Source organism: Acinetobacter sp. YH12142, from assembly GCF_013418435.1.
In the GTDB taxonomy this organism is placed as follows: domain Bacteria; phylum Pseudomonadota; class Gammaproteobacteria; order Pseudomonadales; family Moraxellaceae; genus Acinetobacter; species Acinetobacter amyesii.
The window spans coordinates 41764-61097 of record NZ_VPCB01000019.1; the positions used below are offsets into that span (position 1 = coordinate 41764).

The following is a 19334-nucleotide window of genomic DNA, read 5'->3' on the forward strand; positions in this document are numbered from 1 at the left end:
TCAATTAGATTAACATTTTTTACAACTGAATGCGGAACTGTCGCAATTGTCTACAATTATGACTAGTCAGCAGAAAAAAAAAGGCATAGCATGCCTAAAAATTTTTTCGTTTTACCACCAACGGAATGGTTGGTTAAGGAACCTCATTGAAACACGTGATCTACCTCATCGCGCTGCTTAGTTTTCTATGCTCCACGATAGCAAATGCTGCCCTTTTAAATATTGTCCCTGAAACTGTTGAAGCTGAAGCTTGGACCATTTTAGACCCTCAGTCGGGTCAGGTGATTGCAGAACATAATAGCCATGTTCAGCGTGCCCCTGCTTCACTTACCAAAATGATGGTGGCTTATATTGCTTTAAAGGAAATTAAAGCAGGTCATTTAAAGAAAAATGAAATCCTAACCGCAACCCCAGTTGTACAAGTGGTTCAATGGGATGAATCACAAATGTATCTCAAAGCAGGCGAACAAATTTCAGTTGATCAGCTTTTGGCAGGTCTTGTGGTCATGTCTGCCAATGATGCCGCAGTAACCTTAGCTGAACGCATTTCTGGTGATATTCCAAAATTTATTGAACGCATGAACAAAGAAGCCAAAGCTTTGGGCATGAATGACACTAATTTTCAAAATCCAGCCGGCATTACCATGCCAGATCATTACTCTTCGGCGGCTGACCTTGCACGTTTAGGGCAAGCGCTAGTGACCGAAACACCTGACTATTTATATTATTCAAAACAACAAAGTTTTAGTTATAACCAACGCTTCCACCGTGCAACCAATATCTTATTAAAACAAGATCCCACCGTTGATGGCTTAAAAACAGGTTTTACCAAAGCTGCAGGTTATAACTTAGCCTTAACAGCCAACCGTTTGATCGCGAATCCTGACGCGCCAGAACGTCGTTTGATTGTTGTGGTATTAGGGGCGAAAAGTGGCTTAAAACGTGCTGAAGTGGCTCACAGCCTCATGAACTTGGCTTATACCTATACCCGTAATGAAGTTGCAATCAAAGATAAGCAATTAATTGCAGAATTACCTGTGGTTAAATCAACCTTGAAAATGTTTAAGGTAGAAACTCAACAACCTAAGCTGATTACAACTTCACTTTATGATCAAGCTTATGCCATCGATTTAAAAGCTTTTGACCCAACACAGCAACGTATTCTTTTAAATACAGGCAATGGTCAAATTCAAGCCATTGAACCACTTCACGAAACACAGACTAAACTGAGTGTTGAAGTAAATGAAAAAGAACTCACTGCGCCATTGGCTGAAGTGATGAAATTAGCTACCGTTACGGTTTATCAAAATAATCAGCTGATCAATACCTTTGATATCGAAGATGACGTGCAAATTGAAGAAGCCAATATTTTTGAGCGTTTCATGATGTGGATCAAAGGTCTTTTTAGCATCTTTAATACTGATTCAGCAGAAGTTAAAACCTACCCTTTAGGTCAATGATGTGATTATGTAACTTGTAAGACAATTCGTTATTCGTGCAAAAAAGAAGATGGCATACTCGTGCCATCTTCTTTTTTTCAACAATAATAAAATAGGTAATTCAATGAATAACGCTGATGACTCCAAGTTACACCATATTGTCATTGTCGGTGGTGGTGCCGGTGGTTTAGAACTGGTCACCCAACTCGGTGATTTACTCGGTAAAAAAAAGAAAGCGCGCATTACCCTCGTAGATATGAAACTCATGCATGTTTGGAAGCCCCTTTTACATGAAATTGCCGCAGGGACGATGTCAGTCAGCGAAGAAGAAATCAACTACTATGCGCATGCTGCGAAGCATCATTATGAATTTGTCTTGGCTAAGTTTGAAAATGTTCAGCCTGCTGAAAAAACAATTCAGCTAAGCAAAGTCCAACAAGGTAAATATGAATCTACTCAAGAACAACTGCAACTGAGTTATGACACCCTTGTTCTTGCTTTAGGCTCAGTTTCCAACGATTTCAGCACGCCGGGCGTGTATGAACATTGCCATTATTTGGACAGTCTGCAACAAGCTGAAATCTTCCAACAAGATCTCTTACAGTTATATTTGGATGCCCAAAATAGCAATACAGCACGTGAGTTGAAAATTGCCATTATTGGCGCAGGTGCAACGGGTGTTGAACTCTCCGCAGAATTGGTCGAAGCCAAACATAATTTTTATAAATATGGTTTAAATAAAATTCATCCGCAAAGCGTACAGATCAATTTAATTGAAGGTGCTGATCGGATTCTACCTGCACTCCCTGAAAAAATGGCCGAGCATGCACAGCAGCAATTAAAACGCATGAAAATTGAAGTCTTAACCTCTAAACGTGTGGAAAAAGTCGATGCTGAACATGTTTATTTTAATGATGGCAGTAAAATTAAAGCTGAACTGAAAGTTTGGGCGGCAGGTATTAAAACACCAGAAGTGATTTCGAAGCTTGAAGGTTTTGAAAAAGACCGTATGGGGCGTTTAAGTGTGTATGCAACACTACAAACCAAAGCCTACCCTGACATTTTCGCTTTTGGTGATTGTGCTCATTGTCAACCGCGCGCAGATGAGCCTGTCCTCGGCCCACGCGCTCAAGTGGCCAGCCAACAAGCGTCATTTCTTGTGGATTGCTTAAAGGCGCGTATCCGTGGTCAGCAACTCCCTATGTTCGTTTTTTCAGACAAAGGCTCTCTAGTCTCATTAAGTAAGCATAAAGCAGTAGGTGAACTTTTAGGTCAGGTCAATGTTCAAGGCTTTGTTGCCAAATCAATGTATGTTTCATTGTATCGAATGCATCAAGCCACAATTTACGGCTACGCACATGCAGGACTATTAACGGCTAAAGATTTTGTTACACGAAAAATCGCGCCTAAAATTAAATTGCATTGAAATTTACAGATCTGCCCCGATTAATGAAAAAAGCATCATAAACATTTAAAAATTGCATTTTTTTGATAAATTTAGTCTACAAAAATGCAATTTCACTTTATGATGTAACCCTTAAAAAATTGAATGGATCAATAACATGACTGCTATTGCAAATAACTCTGTGGTTTCTTTCCACTACACATTGACTAATGCAGAGGGTGAAACTCTCGACCAATCTCAAGGTGAGCCACTAGCATATTTGCACGGCGCTGGTAACATCATTCCAGGTCTTGAAAAAGCACTTTTAGGCAAAACTGTTGGTGAAAAATTCACTGTAACTGTTCCTGCTGCTGAAGGTTATGGCGAATACAACCCTGACCTAGTTCAAGAAGTTCCTGCTCAAATGTTCCAAGGCGTGGACAACATCCAACCTGGTATGCAATTCCAAGCTCAAACTGATGACGGCGTTCAAATCGTGACAGTTAAAGCGGTTGAAGGCGACAACGTTCTTGTTGATGCAAACTTCCCACTTGCTGGTCAAGATTTAACTTTCGAAGTTGAAATCGTTGAAATCCGTGAAGCTTCTGCTGAAGAACTTGAACACGGTCACGTACACGGTGCAGGCGGTCACCACCACTAAGATCCTCTGATCTCAAGTGCAAAAAGGCAAAGTTTTTACTTTGCCTTTTTTATTGCGCTTAAAATGGGTATGCCATATAAAACCTTTTCAAACTATTAAATACAAAAAAGCAGGCCACGGCCTGCTTTTTAAAACGGATAATTAATTCTTATGAATTAACGACGTTGGTTATAAACCTGCTGCGCTGCTGGTAGATTTTTACGCATCGCTTCAATACGTTGTGAGTTTGATGGATGCGTAGACAGGAATGATGAACCTCCCGCACCTTCAAGCTTGTTCATTTTTTCCCAAAGTGTAATCGCCGCTTGTGGGTTATAACCTGCACGTGCCATTAACATTAAACCACCTTGGTCAGCACGGCTTTCTAGAGAACGTGAATACGGTAACCCTATACCGATTTGACTACCTAACTGCGCAGCAGCAGTGCCCAATTGACCGACATTATTGCCTGCGGCACTTAAACCAATATTCAGCGCAAGATCCGTTAAAGCTTGAGCACCCAATTTACTTTTTGCATGTTCTTCAAGAGCATGGACCATTTCATGTCCCATAACCGCTGCAATTTCTGCATCAGTTAAATTTAGTTTATTGACGATACCTGTATAAAATACAACTTTACCGCCTGGAGCTACAAAGGCATTGACTTGATCAGATTTCATGACCGCCAATTGCCATTGGAACGCTTGACCCGTTTGGTTCATTTGGTCTGCATAAGGACGTAGTTTTTGGAATACAGTATTAATGCGCTTATATGTACTCGAAGAGGTATCGAGCTGATTTTTAGAACGCGCATCTGTCACCATTTTGTTATAACTTTGTGTTGCTTGCGCGTTCAATGTAGCAGTATCCGCTCCTGCCATATCTGCCACTGTCGCACAGCCCGAAATCGTCATTACACCGGCCATACACAGGCTCGTTAGAATTATTTTTTTCATTAAGGATACTCCAGACCATTAAAATATAAGTGAATTTATGGATATTATATTCTTATGGTTTGGAGCTTAAAACGAAGTTATAGCGACTTATAATAGTATTTATGTAATTTTTTTAAGCTGAAAATTGAAGAACCAACCAATAGATTAAACAAACCACATTCAAGCCTAAATAAACATGCATTAATGGCTTGATTTTTTCTTCTAACTGCACATTTTTTCGCTTAAAAAATAGGACAGCATTTTGTATCAAAACTATAGGTACAAGAATACATGCAATAATCACCGACAAACCAATTAGGGCTTGATAAATCAATTGAGGATCTTGAGTTTGGGCACGAATAATCATCATGGCAATGGTAGGTGCTCCCCCCATCGCAAATAATAAAGAATAAAAAATGGTCGTCGAAATATTCTTTTGCATCCTGCACTTCTCTTCCTAATTTAAATTGCATTTTAGCAACTCAACACAAAGTGTGTAGCGAACTAAAATGCAACTTTAGTCTTGAAAACAGCCGATATTAACGACGTACACTCGAAGGTGTCGCATTTTTATAATATTGCTGCGCTTCCGGCATCATTTTTTGCATAGCAGCAATACGGTCATTATTGCTTGGGTGTGTAGACATAAATTTGCTCAGTGCGTCGTTGCCACTGTTATCATTCGCATTCATTTTTTTCCACAATGAAATCGCCGCTTCTGGATTGTATCCAGCCTTTGCCATCATCACTAGGCCACCTTTATCCGCGCGACTTTCCAAATTACGTGAATACGGCAAGCCCACACCAAATTGACTACCCAAATCAAGCAAGGTTGCACCATAGCCGCCTGCAGCATTGCCTACATATTGTGAACCGATACTCACCGCAAGATTGGTTAGTGCTGAAGCGCCAATTTTATTTTTTGCATGTTCTTCTAAGGCATGAACCATTTCGTGACCCATGATTGCAGCGACTTCATCATCCGTAAGTTTGAGTGTTTCGACGATTCCTGTATAGAAAACAACTTTGCCACCGGGTGCGACATAGGCATTGATTTCTTTAGACTTGATCACGGCAACTTTCCAATCAAAAGCCTGACCCGTTTGATTCATCTGATCTGCAAATGGTTTCATTTTCCAGAAAACACGGTTTACTTTTTGATAAGTCGCAGACTTGGTATCGAGCACTTGTTTGGTCTGTGCGTCTTTCAGCATTGCGTTATAAGACTGTGTTGCCTGTAAGTTCAAAGATGCAGAATCAGCACCTGCAAGATCAGCAATCGTGGTACAACCTGATAAAGAAGCTGCTACGGCAAAGCATGCCAAAGATTTTTTATAATTCATCATGATCTCTAGTTATTTATAAAGAGTGTCAAATATATACAAAAAATTGACTGACTCAATATTTTTATGCTTATTTTTTCAAAATCTTTATTTTTCCATCATTTAAATTTAATCAACTTTTTTGAAGTTGTATTCTTCGTTATATAAAAAAGCCCCGCTTTCGCGAGGCTTTTACATCTTAATTCAACAACATTATGCGTCGAATGGATGACGTAATACGATTGTTTCATCTCGGTCTGGACCAGTTGAAATGATGTCGATTGGACATTCAATCAATTGCTCTAAACGTTTCACGTAGTTAATTGCATTTTGTGGCAATTGATCTAGTGATTTCGCACCGAAAGTAGACTCAGACCAACCTGGCATAGTTTCGTAGATCGGTTTTAAAGTTTCAAATGCAAGCGCATCAGAAGAACCTACACAACCAGAATCAGCTGCTTCGTAACCTACACAGATTTTCACTTCTTCTAAACCATCTAGAACGTCTAGTTTAGTTAAGCAAATACCAGAAAGTGAGTTTACTTCTACTGAACGACGTAGAATTTCAGCATCGAACCAACCACAACGACGTTGACGGCCAGTAGACGCACCAAATTCAGAACCCACTGTACCTAAGTGTTTACCGATTGTATCACCAACATCGTTAGCAGCATCATAAACAAGTTCAGTTGGGAACGGACCAGCACCTACACGAGTTGTGTACGCTTTAGTGATACCCAATACATAGTCAAGGTGTAATGGACCAAGACCTGAACCAGAGCTTACGCCACCAGCAGTTGTGTTTGAAGAAGTAACATACGGGTATGTACCGTGATCAACGTCAAGAAGTGAACCTTGCGCGCCTTCAAACATGATTTTCTTACCTGCTTTACGGTAAGCATGAAGTTCGCCAGTCACGTCCATCACCATAGGTTCGATGACTTTACGCCATTCGTCACATAGAGCGATTACATCTTCAACTTTAACGGCTTCAACACCGAAGAATTGAGTCAATTGGAAGTTATGGTATTCAAGAAGCTCTTCTAGTTGAGCTTTAAGATGAGCACCACCACGAACCAAGTCAGCAACACGGATTGCACGACGAGCCACTTTGTCTTCGTATGCAGGACCGATACCACGACCTGTTGTACCAATTTTCGCATTGCCACGTTTTTTCTCACGTGCTTGGTCAAGGGCGATATGGTGTGGAAGGATCAACGGACAGTTTGGAGAAATACGTAGACGTTCACGTACAGGCACGCCTTCTTTTTCTAAAACTTCCATTTCGTGGATTAAAGCTTCAGGTGATAAAACAACACCATTACCAATTAAGCACAATACGTTGTCACGTAAAATACCAGATGGAATGAGGTGTAAAACAGTTTTCTTACCACCAACCACAAGTGTATGACCTGCGTTGTGTCCGCCTTGATAGCGAACTACCGCAGCCGCTTGATCTGTGAGCAGGTCGACGATCTTACCTTTACCTTCGTCGCCCCATTGGGTACCAAGTACCACAACATTCTTGCCCATAATAGCCTCATTGCATCATGCTGTTAAAATTGGAAAAAACGTGTGTGCCCGCAGGCACATCCGCGATTAAATTTGTTTGATTGTCCACTCGCCATTTGCATTCACCAGTTGGTGCGTTGCATACGGAGCCGAGCTTAAATCATCATTACCTAACAATTGAACCACACTGAACCCTTCGGTACGTGCTGCTTCAATTGCCTTTAATAAATCTGCTTCGATGCCTTTTGGAGCAACCAAAACTTGATTTTTCTGAACTTGACCAGCAGTTAATGCATATAAGTCACAAGAGAAACCTGTTGCTGGACGCGCACGGCCGAAGTGTTCACCAATACCGTCATAACGGCCACCTTGAGCCAATGGCGCAGCACGGTTTGGTGCATATACGGCATACATTAAACCAGTGTGATAGTGATATGAACGAAGTTCAACCACATCTATACCAATGTGTAAGTCTGGCCAACGGGCTTGGATTGCCGCTTGAGTCGATTTCACTGCATCAAAAGCCAGTTTAAATGCTTCATTTGCCAATACATCAGCCGTTAAATTGGCTTGCAATGCATCTAAATCACTTGCAAAACGACCTAAGGTATAAAAATCTTGACCGAATGGAAGCTTTTGTGTGAATTCAGCAAGTTCAGGTAGAGCTTTACGTTGATACAAGTCAGATAACTGACGTTCAACTGCTTTGCTCAAGCCAGCTTGTTTCACCATGCTGCGGAATAAACCGACATGCCCTAAATCAAGATGGATACCATCTGCATGACCTGCTTTAGCAAGCAAGTTGATCATGACATCAATCAGTTCAACGTCAGCATCAATGCTGTCTGAACCAAATAATTCTGCACCTAACTGTAAAGGTGCACGTGTGGTATTAAAACCCTGTGGTTTAGTATGTAGTACTGTACCAGCGTAGCAATAACGAGCTACACCTTCGACAGGATGTACATGCGCATCAATACGAGCCACTTGTGGTGTCATATCGGCACGCACACCAAGCAAACGACCTGAAAGTTGATCGATCACTTTAAAAGTGGCTAAGTCTAAATCTTGATTCGATTCTGAAAGAGAAGATAGAGATTCGATGTATTCAATGAATGGCGTGTACACCAACTGATAACCTCGAGATGCGAGGAAATCTAATGCTTCACGACGCAAAGATTCAATCACTTGCGCCTGTTCTGGCAGTACATCAGCTACACCATCAGGTAATAACCATGTCTCTGAAATGGGCATGTTGTAAACCTAAATTCTTGTCAGCGCGGAACAAATCCGCATAAAAAAATCGGGAGCACACCCGATTTCTCCTAGTTTAGCACGATAGTTTTACGCTTGCACACGACTTTTTCATAAAAGATGCTTCAGCATTCATTACTTCATCTACAGCTTTAACTTTTACAACTAAATCCATGTTTATGCTTATATTTTAAAATCCTGTGAACGTTATTTTTTTAACCATTTGATAAAAAATAATAAGCGTCCTACTTTCTATAGATGAAGTTTTAAACAAAGTTATAAATATGATCAGGCTCAATAACTTAATTTAAGACACGAACATCAATCCAATGGAAGCGCTGTAGTTTGTTTAACGGCCTGTAACGGTATCTCTGTTTTTACATTTTGCACACTGGCAATCTGCGTTAAATGATGAATCTGAAACTTTCGATAGGCTTCTAAATCTGCCACGACGATACGTAAGAAAAAGTCACAATCCCCTGCCATGAGTTGACATTCAACCACCTCAGGCATCGTTTGAATCGCTGCGACAAAATCATTCACGGTTTTTGCATCTTGACCTTTTAGCCAAATCCGCGCAAATACCGTTAAACTTAAATTCAATTTTGACTGATTCAGTAAAGCCACATATTTCTCAATATAGCCTTCATCTTCTAGTTGCCTAACCCGTCTCAAACACGGCGAAGGTGATAAACCAACAAGTTGGGCCAATTCATTATTTTGTAGTTTTCCATTTTGCTGTAATGCTTGTAAAATGCGTTTATCTATCTGATCCATCAATAAAGGCACTAAATTTCACAATAAGCTTTATTTTAGCAATTTCATTGCACAATAAAAGCGATCTTTCATAAAATAGCTGCCAAATGCTGCTCAGATATCCATAAAATATTGCTTTCGATCTCGCTTCATGGAAAACGTCATGATGATGTTTAGACAAAGTACACTCAATCACACCCATTCAGAGCATTCTATTGAGTTTAAACGAGGTCTAAAAACGTCTATTCCAATGCTGCTGGGCATTATTCCTTTTGCATTAGTTTTGGGTGCTCAGGCAACACATAAAGGCTTTTCTAGTTTAGAAGTTCCGCTTTTGACTGGCCTTAACTTTGCCGGTGGTTCTGAATTTGCCATTTTGGAAGTTTGGACCAATCCCCCTAATATTCTCATGCTGATGTTTATTACGTTTTTAGTGAATAGTCGGCACCTATTAATGGGGGCGAGCCTTGTCCCGTATTTACGACATCTACCGAATCGTAAGGTTTATACCGCTTTATTTTTTATGTGCGATGAAAGTTGGGCTGTGGGTTTGGCTGATGCGCAAAAAAAATCTAATGTTTTGGGAATTCAGCGCGCCTTTAGTTTGATGTTCTATGCAGGCTTATGCTGTGCTCTATATTTGATGTGGGTTGGCTTTACCACGCTAGGGGCAATAATTGGACCGATACTTGGCGATATTAGTCGACTTGGTTTTGACATGGCCTTCCCTGCTGTATTTCTTGTTTTACTGCGTGGTATGTGGAAAGGCTTTAAAGCGGCGCGCCCATGGCTGGTCAGTTTGATTGCCGCATCTCTGGCGTATTTTTATCTCCCAGCGGGCTGGTATGTTCCGATTGGCGCAGTTACGGGTATTGCTTCTGCATTTTTCCTGATTGGAGATGATGCATGATCCACACTAGCACATTGATCGCAATCCTATTTATAGCCTTAACCACTTACCTGACCCGTATCTTGGGTTATGTGTTACTGAAAAACCGTAGCCTCACCAACAAACAACGTCAAATTATGGAAGTTGTTCCCGGCTGTGTGTTGATCTCAGTGATCGCGCCTTATTTTGTCAAAGATAATCCTGCTGATTTGATCGTGATGGCCATTACCCTATTTGCAGCATCACGTTTTTCATTATTGCCTACCGTTGTGATTAGCATGCTTTCAGCAGCAGTATTAAGACAAATTTTGATTTAACTAAGTAATACGCGATCATGTTTTGAATAACGAAAGAACTACGATTTAAACCCAATGATGATGAATAGTAGGAATCATCTTATTGGATAAAAAAATACCCATACCTTGAGATTACATGCTTCATGCAGATATCGAGCTATGGGCAGTCTTCTTTATCTTTCGATTAGCTTTGATCGGTTTTGACCACTTTTGCCAAAATGTTCACCAATTCTGCATTTTGCAATTCAACTTGCTGTAATTTGTGAGTGGTTTGATCTAATACTTCTTGCTGGATATGCATTTTCTTTGCAAGGTCTTGCATAATTTCCAAGGTCTTTTTCAGGTTGGCTTCTAGATGCACCACTTTTTCTTCAAGTGGCAAGGTTTCATGCGCGGTAGATTGCGATACGTCACGATTAAACTGTAGCCAAATTAAAAATATAACCGCCAGCGCCAATAATAAAATAAATCCCCAAAGTAACATCAACATCATGCTCAATACTCTTTATATATTTCTTTGACTTTCATCTTAAACAATAAATCGGCTGTGCTTGAATATTTTTTAAAGTTTTTCAATATTTTCGAGATACATCAACGACATTACGCATGATTTTTCATCTAATTTTAGAAAATAAAAAAACACCTACAAGCTAGTAGATGTTTTCTATATTGGATAAGTTTGAATTTTTATAAAGAGTGAAAACTTTCACATAAATCGAGCAAGCGGTTCGCATAGCCCCATTCATTGTCATACCATGCGAAAACTTTTGCTTGCTTTCCTACCACCATGGTTTGATTCAAATCGACAATCAATGAATAAGGTGAATGATTAAAATCACTTGAGACCAAGGGCTCATCGGTTACTGACATAATTTCATGATAATCAAAACGTGCAGCTTTGCTTAACACTGCATTTAACTCATGCTTGGTGATGACTGATTGAGACACAAAACTTAAATCGATTGCAGCAACATTGATAGTCGGCACACGAATCGAATAGCCATCGATTCGATCTTCCATTTTCGGCATGACCCGTTTCAACGCACCCAGAGCTGAAGAGGTCGTTGGAATAATATTTTGACCTGAAGCTCGCGCACGACGTAAGTCACGATGTGCATGATCCAATACAGACTGATCCGCAGTCACAGCATGAATTTCTGTCATGAGTGCTGTGTCTATACCAAAGGCATCATCAATAATTTTGACTAAAGGCACCAAAGCCTGCGTGGTACACGACACACTCGAAATAATTTGATCCGTCGCTTTGACTTCATGATGATTAACACCATACACAATCGCAGCATCAACACTGTCAAACGGCGCAGCACCAATAATCACACGTTTGGCACCTGCACCAATATGCTGTGTGGCTGCCTCTCGCGATCTAAATAAACCTGTACATTCGAGTACCACATCGACATTCAGGTGTTGCCAAGGCAAAAGACTCGGCTGTGCTTCATTTAAAACTTGCACTTTGAGATGTGCTTGGGCACAAGAGATCTCTAGAAAAATAGCGCCATCTTGTTCAAGAATGTCGACTTGGCCTGCAAAACGACCATGCGTGGTGTCGTATTTAAACAAATGCACCATGGTTTCCACATCAGCGACATCATTTATGGCAACAATTTCATAGTGAAATTCCTTTGGATTTTCAAACCAAGCGCGTAATACATTGCGTCCGATTCGACCAAATCCATTAATTGCCACTCGCTGCATGACCAATCCTTCGTTTTAAAACAAAAATAAAGCATCTATATGTTAATGGATTTCAACATGAAAACGTTATCATTTATTCGTTTAATGCTTATTGGGCTTTATTTTTATAAAGCGTTAGCGCCAACATAGATCTAAATATTAGCTTCACTGAAAATGTACGGCACCAAGATCAAGTTCAATCACTCTTAATAAAATGGATGCAAACATTCAATTTTCCCAATGAACTGAAAAATATAAAAGCAATGCACCTTCATGTAGAGCATTCATCAACATGTTAAATTTGAACTTTTAAAGCTTTTCAAGACATATAAATAACTGATGTTATGCACGAAAAAGTAATTAAGCATTTTTAAAATGCTTTTTAAGTTTATTCGACGGAGTCTTACATTTTTGAATTGATAAAGGGATTAGCCTTCGGCTGGAGGTACTGTTACGAAACATTGTTTCTCATTCGGCAAAATGAGAAGCGCGCTTTGCAAGGAAACCAACTTGCCGTGCAATGCACCTCACCGACAAAACTCTTTCACTAGCGTCAAATTATTGAAAATATCGCAAAAACATTTTTGATTAAAAGTAGCCCTATCTCAAACACTTGCGGATGACGTTACCGCGTATCGTTCTTTTATTTGAATCAAATTTCGCTTCTGATGTTACTGCGCAACATCAGTAAATAAAACGCAGCAACAGTGCGCTCACTAGATTATTCAATGAATACTTTCAGCGTTCCAAAGGTTTAAAAATCTAAAAATATAGGTGCCAAATTTAAAACATATAAAAAGTCATAGAGATAGCCGAAAATCATTGGTCACTACACCTTTTTCCGTTATAATTTAGCGTTTTTAAATTTTATGTCAGCATCTCAAGCCAGCTTTAAAATTTTGTAAGACTTGCTTGATAGGCTATTACCAAATCGAAATTAGGAGAGACTTGGTTGTGAGTACTCGTTTTATGACATCAGCTGAAATTCGCGAAGCTTTTTTAAGCTACTTTGAATCGCAAGGGCATACACGTGTCGCGTCGAGTTCTCTGGTACCTGCCAACGACCCAACACTATTGTTCACAAATGCTGGTATGAACCAGTTTAAAGACTGCTTCCTCGGTCTTGAAAAACGTGACTACGTTCGTGCAACTTCTTCACAAAAATGTGTCCGTGCAGGCGGTAAACACAACGACTTAGACAACGTTGGCTATACTGCGCGTCACCACACGTTCTTTGAAATGTTGGGTAACTTCTCATTTGGTGACTACTTCAAACGTGATGCCATCACATTTGCTTGGGATTTCTTAACCAACGAAAAATGGTTAGGTCTGCCAAAAGATAAACTTTATGCCACTGTTTACCATACAGATGACGAAGCATTTGATATCTGGAACAAAGAAATTGGTCTAGACGCTTCACGCATTATCCGTATCGGTGACAACAAAGGCGAAAAATACGCTTCAGATAACTTCTGGGCAATGGGCGATACAGGTCCTTGTGGTCCATGTTCTGAAATCTTCTTTGACCATGGTGACCACATTTGGGGCGGCTTACCGGGCACTCCTGAAGAAGATGGCGATCGTTTCATCGAAATTTGGAACAACGTATTCATGCAGTTCAACCGTACTGCTGATGGTGTTCTGCATGCCCTTCCTGCACCTTCTGTAGATACAGGTATGGGCCTTGAGCGTATTTCTGCAGTTTTACAGCATGTAAACTCAAACTACGAAATTGACCTATTCCAAAACCTACTTAAAGCTGCTGCTGAAATCATTGGTTTAGATACCACTGAACTTGAAGCAAAAGCACAAGCAGAAAACAAACCAGTTGAATACCCTGCTTCACTTAAAGTTGTGGCTGACCATGCACGTTCTTGCTGCTTCTTGATTGCAGACGGTGTTAACCCGTCTAACGAAGGCCGTGGCTATGTACTTCGCCGTATTATCCGTCGTGCAGTACGTCATGGTAACAAATTGGGTGCAACAGGTTCATTCTTCCATAAAATGTTGCAGCCGCTGATCGACGTGATGGGCGCTGCTTATCCTGAGCTTGCTGCACAGCAAGCACGTATCGAAGCACAGCTTTTGAAAGAAGAAGAACAATTCGCAAAAACTTTAGAGCAAGGTTTGAAATTGCTTGAAGGCGAATTGGCTCAACTTAAAGGTTCAGTGATTCCAGGCGAAACTGTATTTAAACTTTACGATACTTACGGCTTCCCGACTGACTTAACAGCAGACATTGCACGTGAACGTGATTTAACGATTGATGAAGCTGGTTTCGAAGTCGAAATGGCGGCTCAACGTCAACGTGCGCGTGATGCTGGTAAATTTGCTGTCGACTACAACTCAATTGTCAAAGTTGAAGGCGAGACTCAATTTGACGGCTATGACGCAACTCAAGGCCAAGGTCAAATTGTTGCAATCTACAAAGACGGCGAACAAGTTGATGAAGTTTTTGAAGGTGACGAAGCACTAATCGTTCTAAACCAAACTCCGTTCTATGCAGAAAGTGGCGGTCAAGTTGGCGATACAGGTATCTTCAAAAACGAAACTGGTATTTTTGAAGTTCAAGACACCAAAAAATCAGGCGGCGCATTTGTACACCAAGGCATCGTGACCATGGGTAACTTAAAAGCGGCTCAAGCGGTTGAAGCGATTGTTAAAGCAGATATCCGTGCAGCAACATCGCGCAACCACTCTGCGACTCACCTGTTGCATGCAGCGCTGCGCCAAGTTTTGGGTACGCACGTACAGCAAAAAGGCTCATTGGTTGCCAGCGAACTTTTACGTTTTGACTTTGCCAATGATCAGCCTGTTTCATTTGAACAGCTTCAAGAAATTGAACGCATTGTCAATGCCGAAGTGATTGCCAATACGGCTGTTTCAACTGAACTTTTAGACATCGATGCTGCTAAAGAAAAAGGCGCGATGATGTTGTTCGGTGAGAAATACGGTGACGAAGTACGTGTACTTTCAATGGGTACAACCAAAGATGAGAAAAACTTCTCTATCGAACTTTGTGGTGGTATTCACGTAAAACGCACAGGTGACATCGGCCTATTCAAGATTACATCTGAAGGTGGTGTTGCTGCAGGCGTACGTCGTATTGAAGCCGTTACGGGTACTAAGGCTGTTGAAGCTGCGCAAAAAGCAGATCGTGACATTCATGCAATTAACGACTTGCTGAAAGCGCAAAAAGATCAAACTTTAGAAAAAGTTGAAGCTTTGTCTCACACAGCATCTAGCTTGCAAAAACAAATTGAACAATTGAACCAAAAACTCGCGAGCTTCCAAGCAGCTGAGTTATTGAGTCAAGTTCAAGAGATTGCTGGCCGCAAAACATTAATCACTACCGTTCAAGGTGTAGATGCTAAATCACTTCGCAACTTGCACGATGGTGTGAAATCTAAGTTAGACAATGCTGTGATCGTGATCGCAGCGGTTGATGCCGACAAAGTGAGCCTCATTGCTTCGGTTGCTAAAGAATACACTGCTGCTGTAAAAGCAGGTGACATCATCAAACATCTTGGTCAAGAACTTGGCGGTAAAGGTGGTGGTAAACCTGATATGGCTCAAGGTGGTGCGCCTTATAGCGACAAACTTGAAGCGGTAATGACTGACCTCGTTGCATGGTTAGCTGCAAAATAAGACCAAAAGTCCTATAGCTCAAAGTGACTCACCTCCTTTGAGCAAATCAACAGGTTTAAGCAGTGTGTTTTTTAATGCTGGATCCTGCTTAAACACTGTTGATGCGTGAAAGCGCAAACTCAATCATCATGTTGAAACCAATATTCAACCTCTGGCTAAATGATGAAAATGGAGTCTAAAAGGCTGGGTTCATGTGAATCCCCTGCAGACACAAAGTATCTATTTGAACTCCTCCTACCTTGGAGTTCATGAGCTACGTGGTATATTAAAATCGCGCTGAAGTGCGGTCTTAAAATATGTGTAAGTGCTTTAAGTCTTTAGACTTATTTACTTGGTAAGGATAGTTATGGCATTAATCGTTCAAAAATATGGCGGTACCTCAATGGGTACTCCAGAGCGCATTTTAAATGTTGCTCGTCGTGTAAAGCGTTGGCATGATCACGGTCACAAAGTTGTGGTTGTTGTATCTGCAATGAGTGGCGAAACCAATCGTCTACTTGCTTTAGCGAAAGCCATTACCGAAACACCTGATCCACGCGAATTAGACCAAATGGTGTCTACGGGTGAACAGGTAACGATTTCTATGTTAGCAATGGCACTTAACTCTATTGGTGTTGAAGCTAAATCACTTACAGGTCGTCAAGTTGGTATTAAAACCGACAGCGCATTTACCAAGGCGCGTATTGAAGCGATTGATACAGATGTATTGACTTCAAACCTTGACGCTGGACGTGTCATTGTTGTGGCAGGTTTCCAAGGCTTTGATGCTGAAGGTAACACAACGACTCTAGGTCGTGGTGGTTCTGACACTTCAGGTGTTGCATTGGCAGCTGCACTTAAAGCTGATGAATGTCAGATTTACACAGACGTTGATGGTGTTTACACCACTGACCCTCGTGTCGCTCCAAAAGCGAAAAAAGTTGATCGTATTTCTTTTGAAGAAATGCTTGAAATGGCATCACTTGGTTCTAAAGTCCTTCAAATTCGCTCTGTAGAATTTGCCGGTAAATACCAAGTGCCTTTACGCGTATTATCAAGTTTTGATAATGACGATGATGGCGCATTCGACGAAAACTTTAAACAAAACGTCGGGACACTAATCACCACTGAAGCGGAAGACAACATGGAACAACCAATCATCTCAGGTATCGCGTTCAACCGTGATGAAGCTAAATTAACTATTCTTGGTGTACCGGATAAACCAGGTATCGCTTCAAACATCCTTTCACCAATTGGTGATGCCAATGTTGAAGTGGATATGATTATCCAAAACGTGGAAGAAGACGGTACAACTGATTTCACTTTTACAGTTAACCGTGGTGAATTACCAAAAGCGAAAGCTATTCTTGAAGCGACTGCACAAGAAATTGGTGCACGTGAAGTTGCAACTCGCGCAGACATCGTTAAAGTATCGATTGTTGGTGTTGGTATGCGTTCACACGCTGGTGTAGCAAGCAAAATGTTTACTGCTCTTGCAAAAGAAGGCATTAACATTTTGATGATCTCGACTTCTGAAATCAAAATTTCAGTGATTATCGATGAGAAATACTTAGAGCTTGCTGTACGTGCTCTACACACTGCATTCGGTCTAGATCGTGAAACAGGTGAATCAAGCGCGCGTGCTTAATTAACCTTGCTGTGTGTCAAAATTTGTCATTGTTAGACAGATTTTGAAAAACATCGTAAAAATTCAGAGCCACTATAGTTTTTTTTATAGTGGCTCTGTTATATTAAACCTGAGGATTTTAAAATTTACTCAGTTTGCGACTGTCACAATGATTGTTTCAGATGCACTGCTAAATTTTTTTGCTTTTACAAGTTATGAATTTTACATAACAGATCATTTGCAGGTTTTGCATTTTGCAAGGAGAGAAACATGCTGATTCTGACTCGTCGTGTCGGAGAAACATTAATGATTGGAGACCAAGTTAGCGTGACTGTACTTGGTGTTAAAGGTAATCAGGTTCGTATTGGCGTGAATGCTCCAAAAGAAGTATCTGTTCATCGTGAAGAAATTTACCAACGAATTCAACATGAACGCGCAATGCACGAACATCTCCAAAACATTGATCAAGAATATCAGCCATCTTTTGAAGAAACTGATTATTCACAAAACAACTATAATCGCTAAGATTTAAGTTGTTAAATGATAAAGCGGCTCATTAGGCCGCTTTAAATTTATCTAGAACATGCGTTTACTATATAAGTTCAACTGAGCTTAATTACTGCCCTTCTAGAACTTTACGTACGGGGCCAAAACTGCGGCGATGTTCATCAATCACCCCATACTGTGCAATCGCTTCGAAGTGCGCTTTGGTTGGATAGCCCTTGTGTTTCGCAAAACCATACTGTGGATATTTTGCATCCAGTTCAACCATTTCGTGGTCTCGAGTCACTTTTGCCAAAATACTCGCAGCCGAAATCTCTGGATGAATCGCATCACCGCCCACGATTGCATCACAGCTCATTGCTAAACCGGTTGGGACTTTATTACCATCGACCAACACGTGTTCTGGTTGTACATTGAGTTTTTCCACTGCACGACGCATTGCAAGTAATGATGCTTGCAAAATATTGATCTCATCAATTTCTTGTGCAGAACTTTCAGCAATCGCCCAAGCCAAGGCTTTTTCTTGAATCTCAATAAATAACTTTTCACGTTTTTTTTCAGTGAGTTTTTTAGAATCGTTTAAACCTTCAATCGGGTTATTTGGATCTAAAATGACAGCTGCCGCAACAACCGAACCCACCAATGGACCGCGACCCGCTTCATCTGCACCAGCAATTTTCATATATCTCTCACTCAAAATAAAATACGACCCTTAATTTGGATTTACTGATACTCAGCAAAACCACTGTTTGGGTCGTATAAATTGTTCTAAATCTTAGTTTTTAAATGTTTCGATCACGCAAGCATTTAAAGTATTTGTCACGATTTTAGCCGCAAGATTAGCTTGTGAAGTTTTATCCATTGCTGCTACAACCAAATCCGTTGCAGTCACGCTAGTTGTTGCTTTCTCGCCTACACATGAACAAACTTCAGTTTGTAGTTCAGATTTTTGAGTTTCTGTTAATAATTTTGAACCTGTTTTCCAGTAGCTGTTGTTATTTAGCTCAGTCACGCATTTCGCTTGAACACCCACTTTAACCGCCATCATTGCCAAGCTGTTTGCTGAAGTTGTACCTGTAGAACTTGTACCTGTTGTACCAGTCGCAGCACATGCAGAAAGAACAAGCGCTAATGGCGCTAGAACAGCAACTAATTTTTTCACGAATATTTCCTTTGTTATGTTCATCAACGCGCATATTGTGCCCCAAATCACACACCATCCGATATGACTATTTAAAATAAATTCGGTAATTGTGTAGTTAATCATCAAAGCCTGTGTTGCATATTCACAACACAGTGTCCCGATTTTAAACGACGCATATTTTTGTGGTCTGTATTAGGGTGTGTTGACATTTACAGCCGATAAATTGAGCTAAAGAGGCAACCATATAAATATACAAGCTAAAGCAACAGCGCTTTGATAGTTACGTTTTAGCTTATCGTATCTTGTGGCA

Annotated in this window: 18 protein-coding genes and 1 pseudogene; 8 read left to right on the forward strand and 11 right to left on the reverse strand. The window is 40.6% G+C overall.

All coding sequences use genetic code 11. From position 1 onward, the window contains the following. Positions 1–146: 146 nt before the first annotated feature. The 3 genes from FTU77_RS13580 to FTU77_RS13590 all read left to right on the forward strand — a co-directional run bounded on the left by FTU77_RS13580 (position 147) and on the right by FTU77_RS13590 (position 3484). The gene (locus FTU77_RS13580; RefSeq protein ID WP_180003997.1) at positions 147–1460 is read left to right on the forward strand and encodes a D-alanyl-D-alanine carboxypeptidase PBP6B; all 1314 of its coding nucleotides are present in this window, start codon (positions 147–149) and stop codon (positions 1458–1460) included. Between the two features lie 103 nt (positions 1461–1563). After that, positions 1564–2865, forward strand: coding sequence for an NAD(P)/FAD-dependent oxidoreductase (locus tag FTU77_RS13585; protein WP_180056019.1), 1302 nt, complete (start codon positions 1564–1566; stop codon positions 2863–2865). 136 nt (positions 2866–3001) lie between these two features. After that, on the forward strand, positions 3002–3484 hold the full coding sequence (locus FTU77_RS13590; protein ID WP_078189067.1) for a peptidylprolyl isomerase: 483 nt from the start codon (positions 3002–3004) through the stop codon (positions 3482–3484). A 155-nt stretch (positions 3485–3639) separates the two neighbouring features. On the opposite strand, the gene FTU77_RS13595 is transcribed toward FTU77_RS13590, so the two are convergent. The 6 genes from FTU77_RS13595 to FTU77_RS13620 all read right to left on the reverse strand — a co-directional run bounded on the left by FTU77_RS13595 (position 3640) and on the right by FTU77_RS13620 (position 9263). After that, positions 3640–4419: a M48 family metallopeptidase gene (locus FTU77_RS13595; protein ID WP_168379353.1), complete on the reverse strand. Its 780-nt coding sequence runs from the start codon at positions 4417–4419 to the stop codon at positions 3640–3642. 112 nt (positions 4420–4531) lie between these two features. Continuing rightward, positions 4532–4840, reverse strand: coding sequence for a hypothetical protein (locus FTU77_RS13600; RefSeq protein ID WP_078194385.1), 309 nt, complete (start codon positions 4838–4840; stop codon positions 4532–4534). 97 nt (positions 4841–4937) lie between these two features. After that, the gene (locus FTU77_RS13605; RefSeq protein ID WP_078194387.1) at positions 4938–5741 is read right to left on the reverse strand and encodes a M48 family metallopeptidase; all 804 of its coding nucleotides are present in this window, start codon (positions 5739–5741) and stop codon (positions 4938–4940) included. A gap of 192 nt (positions 5742–5933) precedes the next feature. Beyond that, positions 5934–7253 (reverse strand): adenylosuccinate synthase, encoded by a 1320-nt coding sequence (locus FTU77_RS13610; RefSeq protein WP_180056020.1) that lies wholly within the window; start codon positions 7251–7253, stop codon positions 5934–5936. Positions 7254–7319: 66 nt separating this feature from the next. Next, complete coding sequence (locus tag FTU77_RS13615) at positions 7320–8486, reverse strand: ATP phosphoribosyltransferase regulatory subunit (RefSeq protein WP_180056021.1); 1167 nt, start codon at positions 8484–8486, stop codon at positions 7320–7322. A 321-nt stretch (positions 8487–8807) separates the two neighbouring features. Next, entirely contained in the window at positions 8808–9263 is a 456-nt protein-coding gene (locus FTU77_RS13620) for an Lrp/AsnC family transcriptional regulator (protein ID WP_078194390.1), read from the reverse strand. Positions 9264–9405: 142 nt separating this feature from the next. Between FTU77_RS13620 and FTU77_RS13625 the strand changes: the two genes are divergently transcribed. After that, complete coding sequence (locus FTU77_RS13625) at positions 9406–10152, forward strand: AzlC family ABC transporter permease (protein ID WP_180056022.1); 747 nt, start codon at positions 9406–9408, stop codon at positions 10150–10152. After that, the gene (locus FTU77_RS13630; RefSeq protein ID WP_180056023.1) at positions 10149–10448 is read left to right on the forward strand and encodes an AzlD family protein; all 300 of its coding nucleotides are present in this window, start codon (positions 10149–10151) and stop codon (positions 10446–10448) included. The genes FTU77_RS13625 and FTU77_RS13630 overlap by 4 nt, the downstream gene beginning before the upstream one ends. Before the next feature lie 163 nt (positions 10449–10611). Here FTU77_RS13630 and FTU77_RS13635 read toward each other — a convergent pair whose 3' ends face one another. Both FTU77_RS13635 and FTU77_RS13640 read right to left on the reverse strand, forming a co-directional pair. Then, positions 10612–10914 (reverse strand): hypothetical protein, encoded by a 303-nt coding sequence (locus FTU77_RS13635; RefSeq protein ID WP_168379360.1) that lies wholly within the window; start codon positions 10912–10914, stop codon positions 10612–10614. Between the two features lie 200 nt (positions 10915–11114). Beyond that, the gene (locus FTU77_RS13640; protein ID WP_180009414.1) at positions 11115–12143 is read right to left on the reverse strand and encodes a type I glyceraldehyde-3-phosphate dehydrogenase; all 1029 of its coding nucleotides are present in this window, start codon (positions 12141–12143) and stop codon (positions 11115–11117) included. A 933-nt stretch (positions 12144–13076) separates the two neighbouring features. On the opposite strand from FTU77_RS13640, the gene alaS reads away from it, so the two are divergent. The 3 genes from alaS to csrA all read left to right on the forward strand — a co-directional run bounded on the left by alaS (position 13077) and on the right by csrA (position 17901). After that, entirely contained in the window at positions 13077–15770 is a 2694-nt protein-coding gene (gene alaS, locus FTU77_RS13645) for an alanine--tRNA ligase (RefSeq protein ID WP_180050091.1), read from the forward strand. 346 nt (positions 15771–16116) lie between these two features. Then, positions 16117–17397: an aspartate kinase gene (locus tag FTU77_RS13650; protein ID WP_078189079.1), complete on the forward strand. Its 1281-nt coding sequence runs from the start codon at positions 16117–16119 to the stop codon at positions 17395–17397. A 249-nt stretch (positions 17398–17646) separates the two neighbouring features. After that, positions 17647–17901: a carbon storage regulator CsrA gene (gene csrA, locus FTU77_RS13655; RefSeq protein WP_078189080.1), complete on the forward strand. Its 255-nt coding sequence runs from the start codon at positions 17647–17649 to the stop codon at positions 17899–17901. 91 nt (positions 17902–17992) lie between these two features. Here csrA and rnhB read toward each other — a convergent pair whose 3' ends face one another. From rnhB to FTU77_RS13670, 3 genes and pseudogenes are all read right to left on the reverse strand, one after another. Further along, complete coding sequence (gene rnhB, locus FTU77_RS13660) at positions 17993–18562, reverse strand: ribonuclease HII (protein WP_168379347.1); 570 nt, start codon at positions 18560–18562, stop codon at positions 17993–17995. Between the two features lie 93 nt (positions 18563–18655). Then, a complete protein-coding gene (locus tag FTU77_RS13665) occupies positions 18656–19042 on the reverse strand; it encodes a hypothetical protein (protein ID WP_168379346.1) in 387 nt (128 codons plus the stop codon). A 210-nt stretch (positions 19043–19252) separates the two neighbouring features. Next, positions 19253–19334: pseudogene (locus FTU77_RS13670) on the reverse strand (IS5/IS1182 family transposase); the annotation flags it as partial.

Coding starts and splice junctions, on each gene's coding strand:
- FTU77_RS13585 (WP_180056019.1), top strand. CDS start 1,564: ATGAATAACGCTGATGACTCCAAGTTACACCATATTGTCATTGTCGGT.
- FTU77_RS13590 (WP_078189067.1), top strand. CDS start 3,002: ATGACTGCTATTGCAAATAACTCTGTGGTTTCTTTCCACTACACATTG.
- FTU77_RS13595 (WP_168379353.1), bottom strand. CDS start 4,419: ATGAAAAAAATAATTCTAACGAGCCTGTGTATGGCCGGTGTAATGACG.
- FTU77_RS13600 (WP_078194385.1), bottom strand. CDS start 4,840: ATGCAAAAGAATATTTCGACGACCATTTTTTATTCTTTATTATTTGCG.
- FTU77_RS13605 (WP_078194387.1), bottom strand. CDS start 5,741: ATGAATTATAAAAAATCTTTGGCATGCTTTGCCGTAGCAGCTTCTTTA.
- FTU77_RS13610 (WP_180056020.1), bottom strand. CDS start 7,253: ATGGGCAAGAATGTTGTGGTACTTGGTACCCAATGGGGCGACGAAGGT.
- FTU77_RS13615 (WP_180056021.1), bottom strand. CDS start 8,486: ATGCCCATTTCAGAGACATGGTTATTACCTGATGGTGTAGCTGATGTA.
- FTU77_RS13620 (WP_078194390.1), bottom strand. CDS start 9,263: ATGGATCAGATAGATAAACGCATTTTACAAGCATTACAGCAAAATGGA.
- FTU77_RS13625 (WP_180056022.1), top strand. CDS start 9,406: ATGATGATGTTTAGACAAAGTACACTCAATCACACCCATTCAGAGCAT.
- FTU77_RS13630 (WP_180056023.1), top strand. CDS start 10,149: ATGATCCACACTAGCACATTGATCGCAATCCTATTTATAGCCTTAACC.
- FTU77_RS13640 (WP_180009414.1), bottom strand. CDS start 12,143: ATGCAGCGAGTGGCAATTAATGGATTTGGTCGAATCGGACGCAATGTA.
- FTU77_RS13650 (WP_078189079.1), top strand. CDS start 16,117: ATGGCATTAATCGTTCAAAAATATGGCGGTACCTCAATGGGTACTCCA.
- csrA (WP_078189080.1), top strand. CDS start 17,647: ATGCTGATTCTGACTCGTCGTGTCGGAGAAACATTAATGATTGGAGAC.
- rnhB (WP_168379347.1), bottom strand. CDS start 18,562: ATGAAAATTGCTGGTGCAGATGAAGCGGGTCGCGGTCCATTGGTGGGT.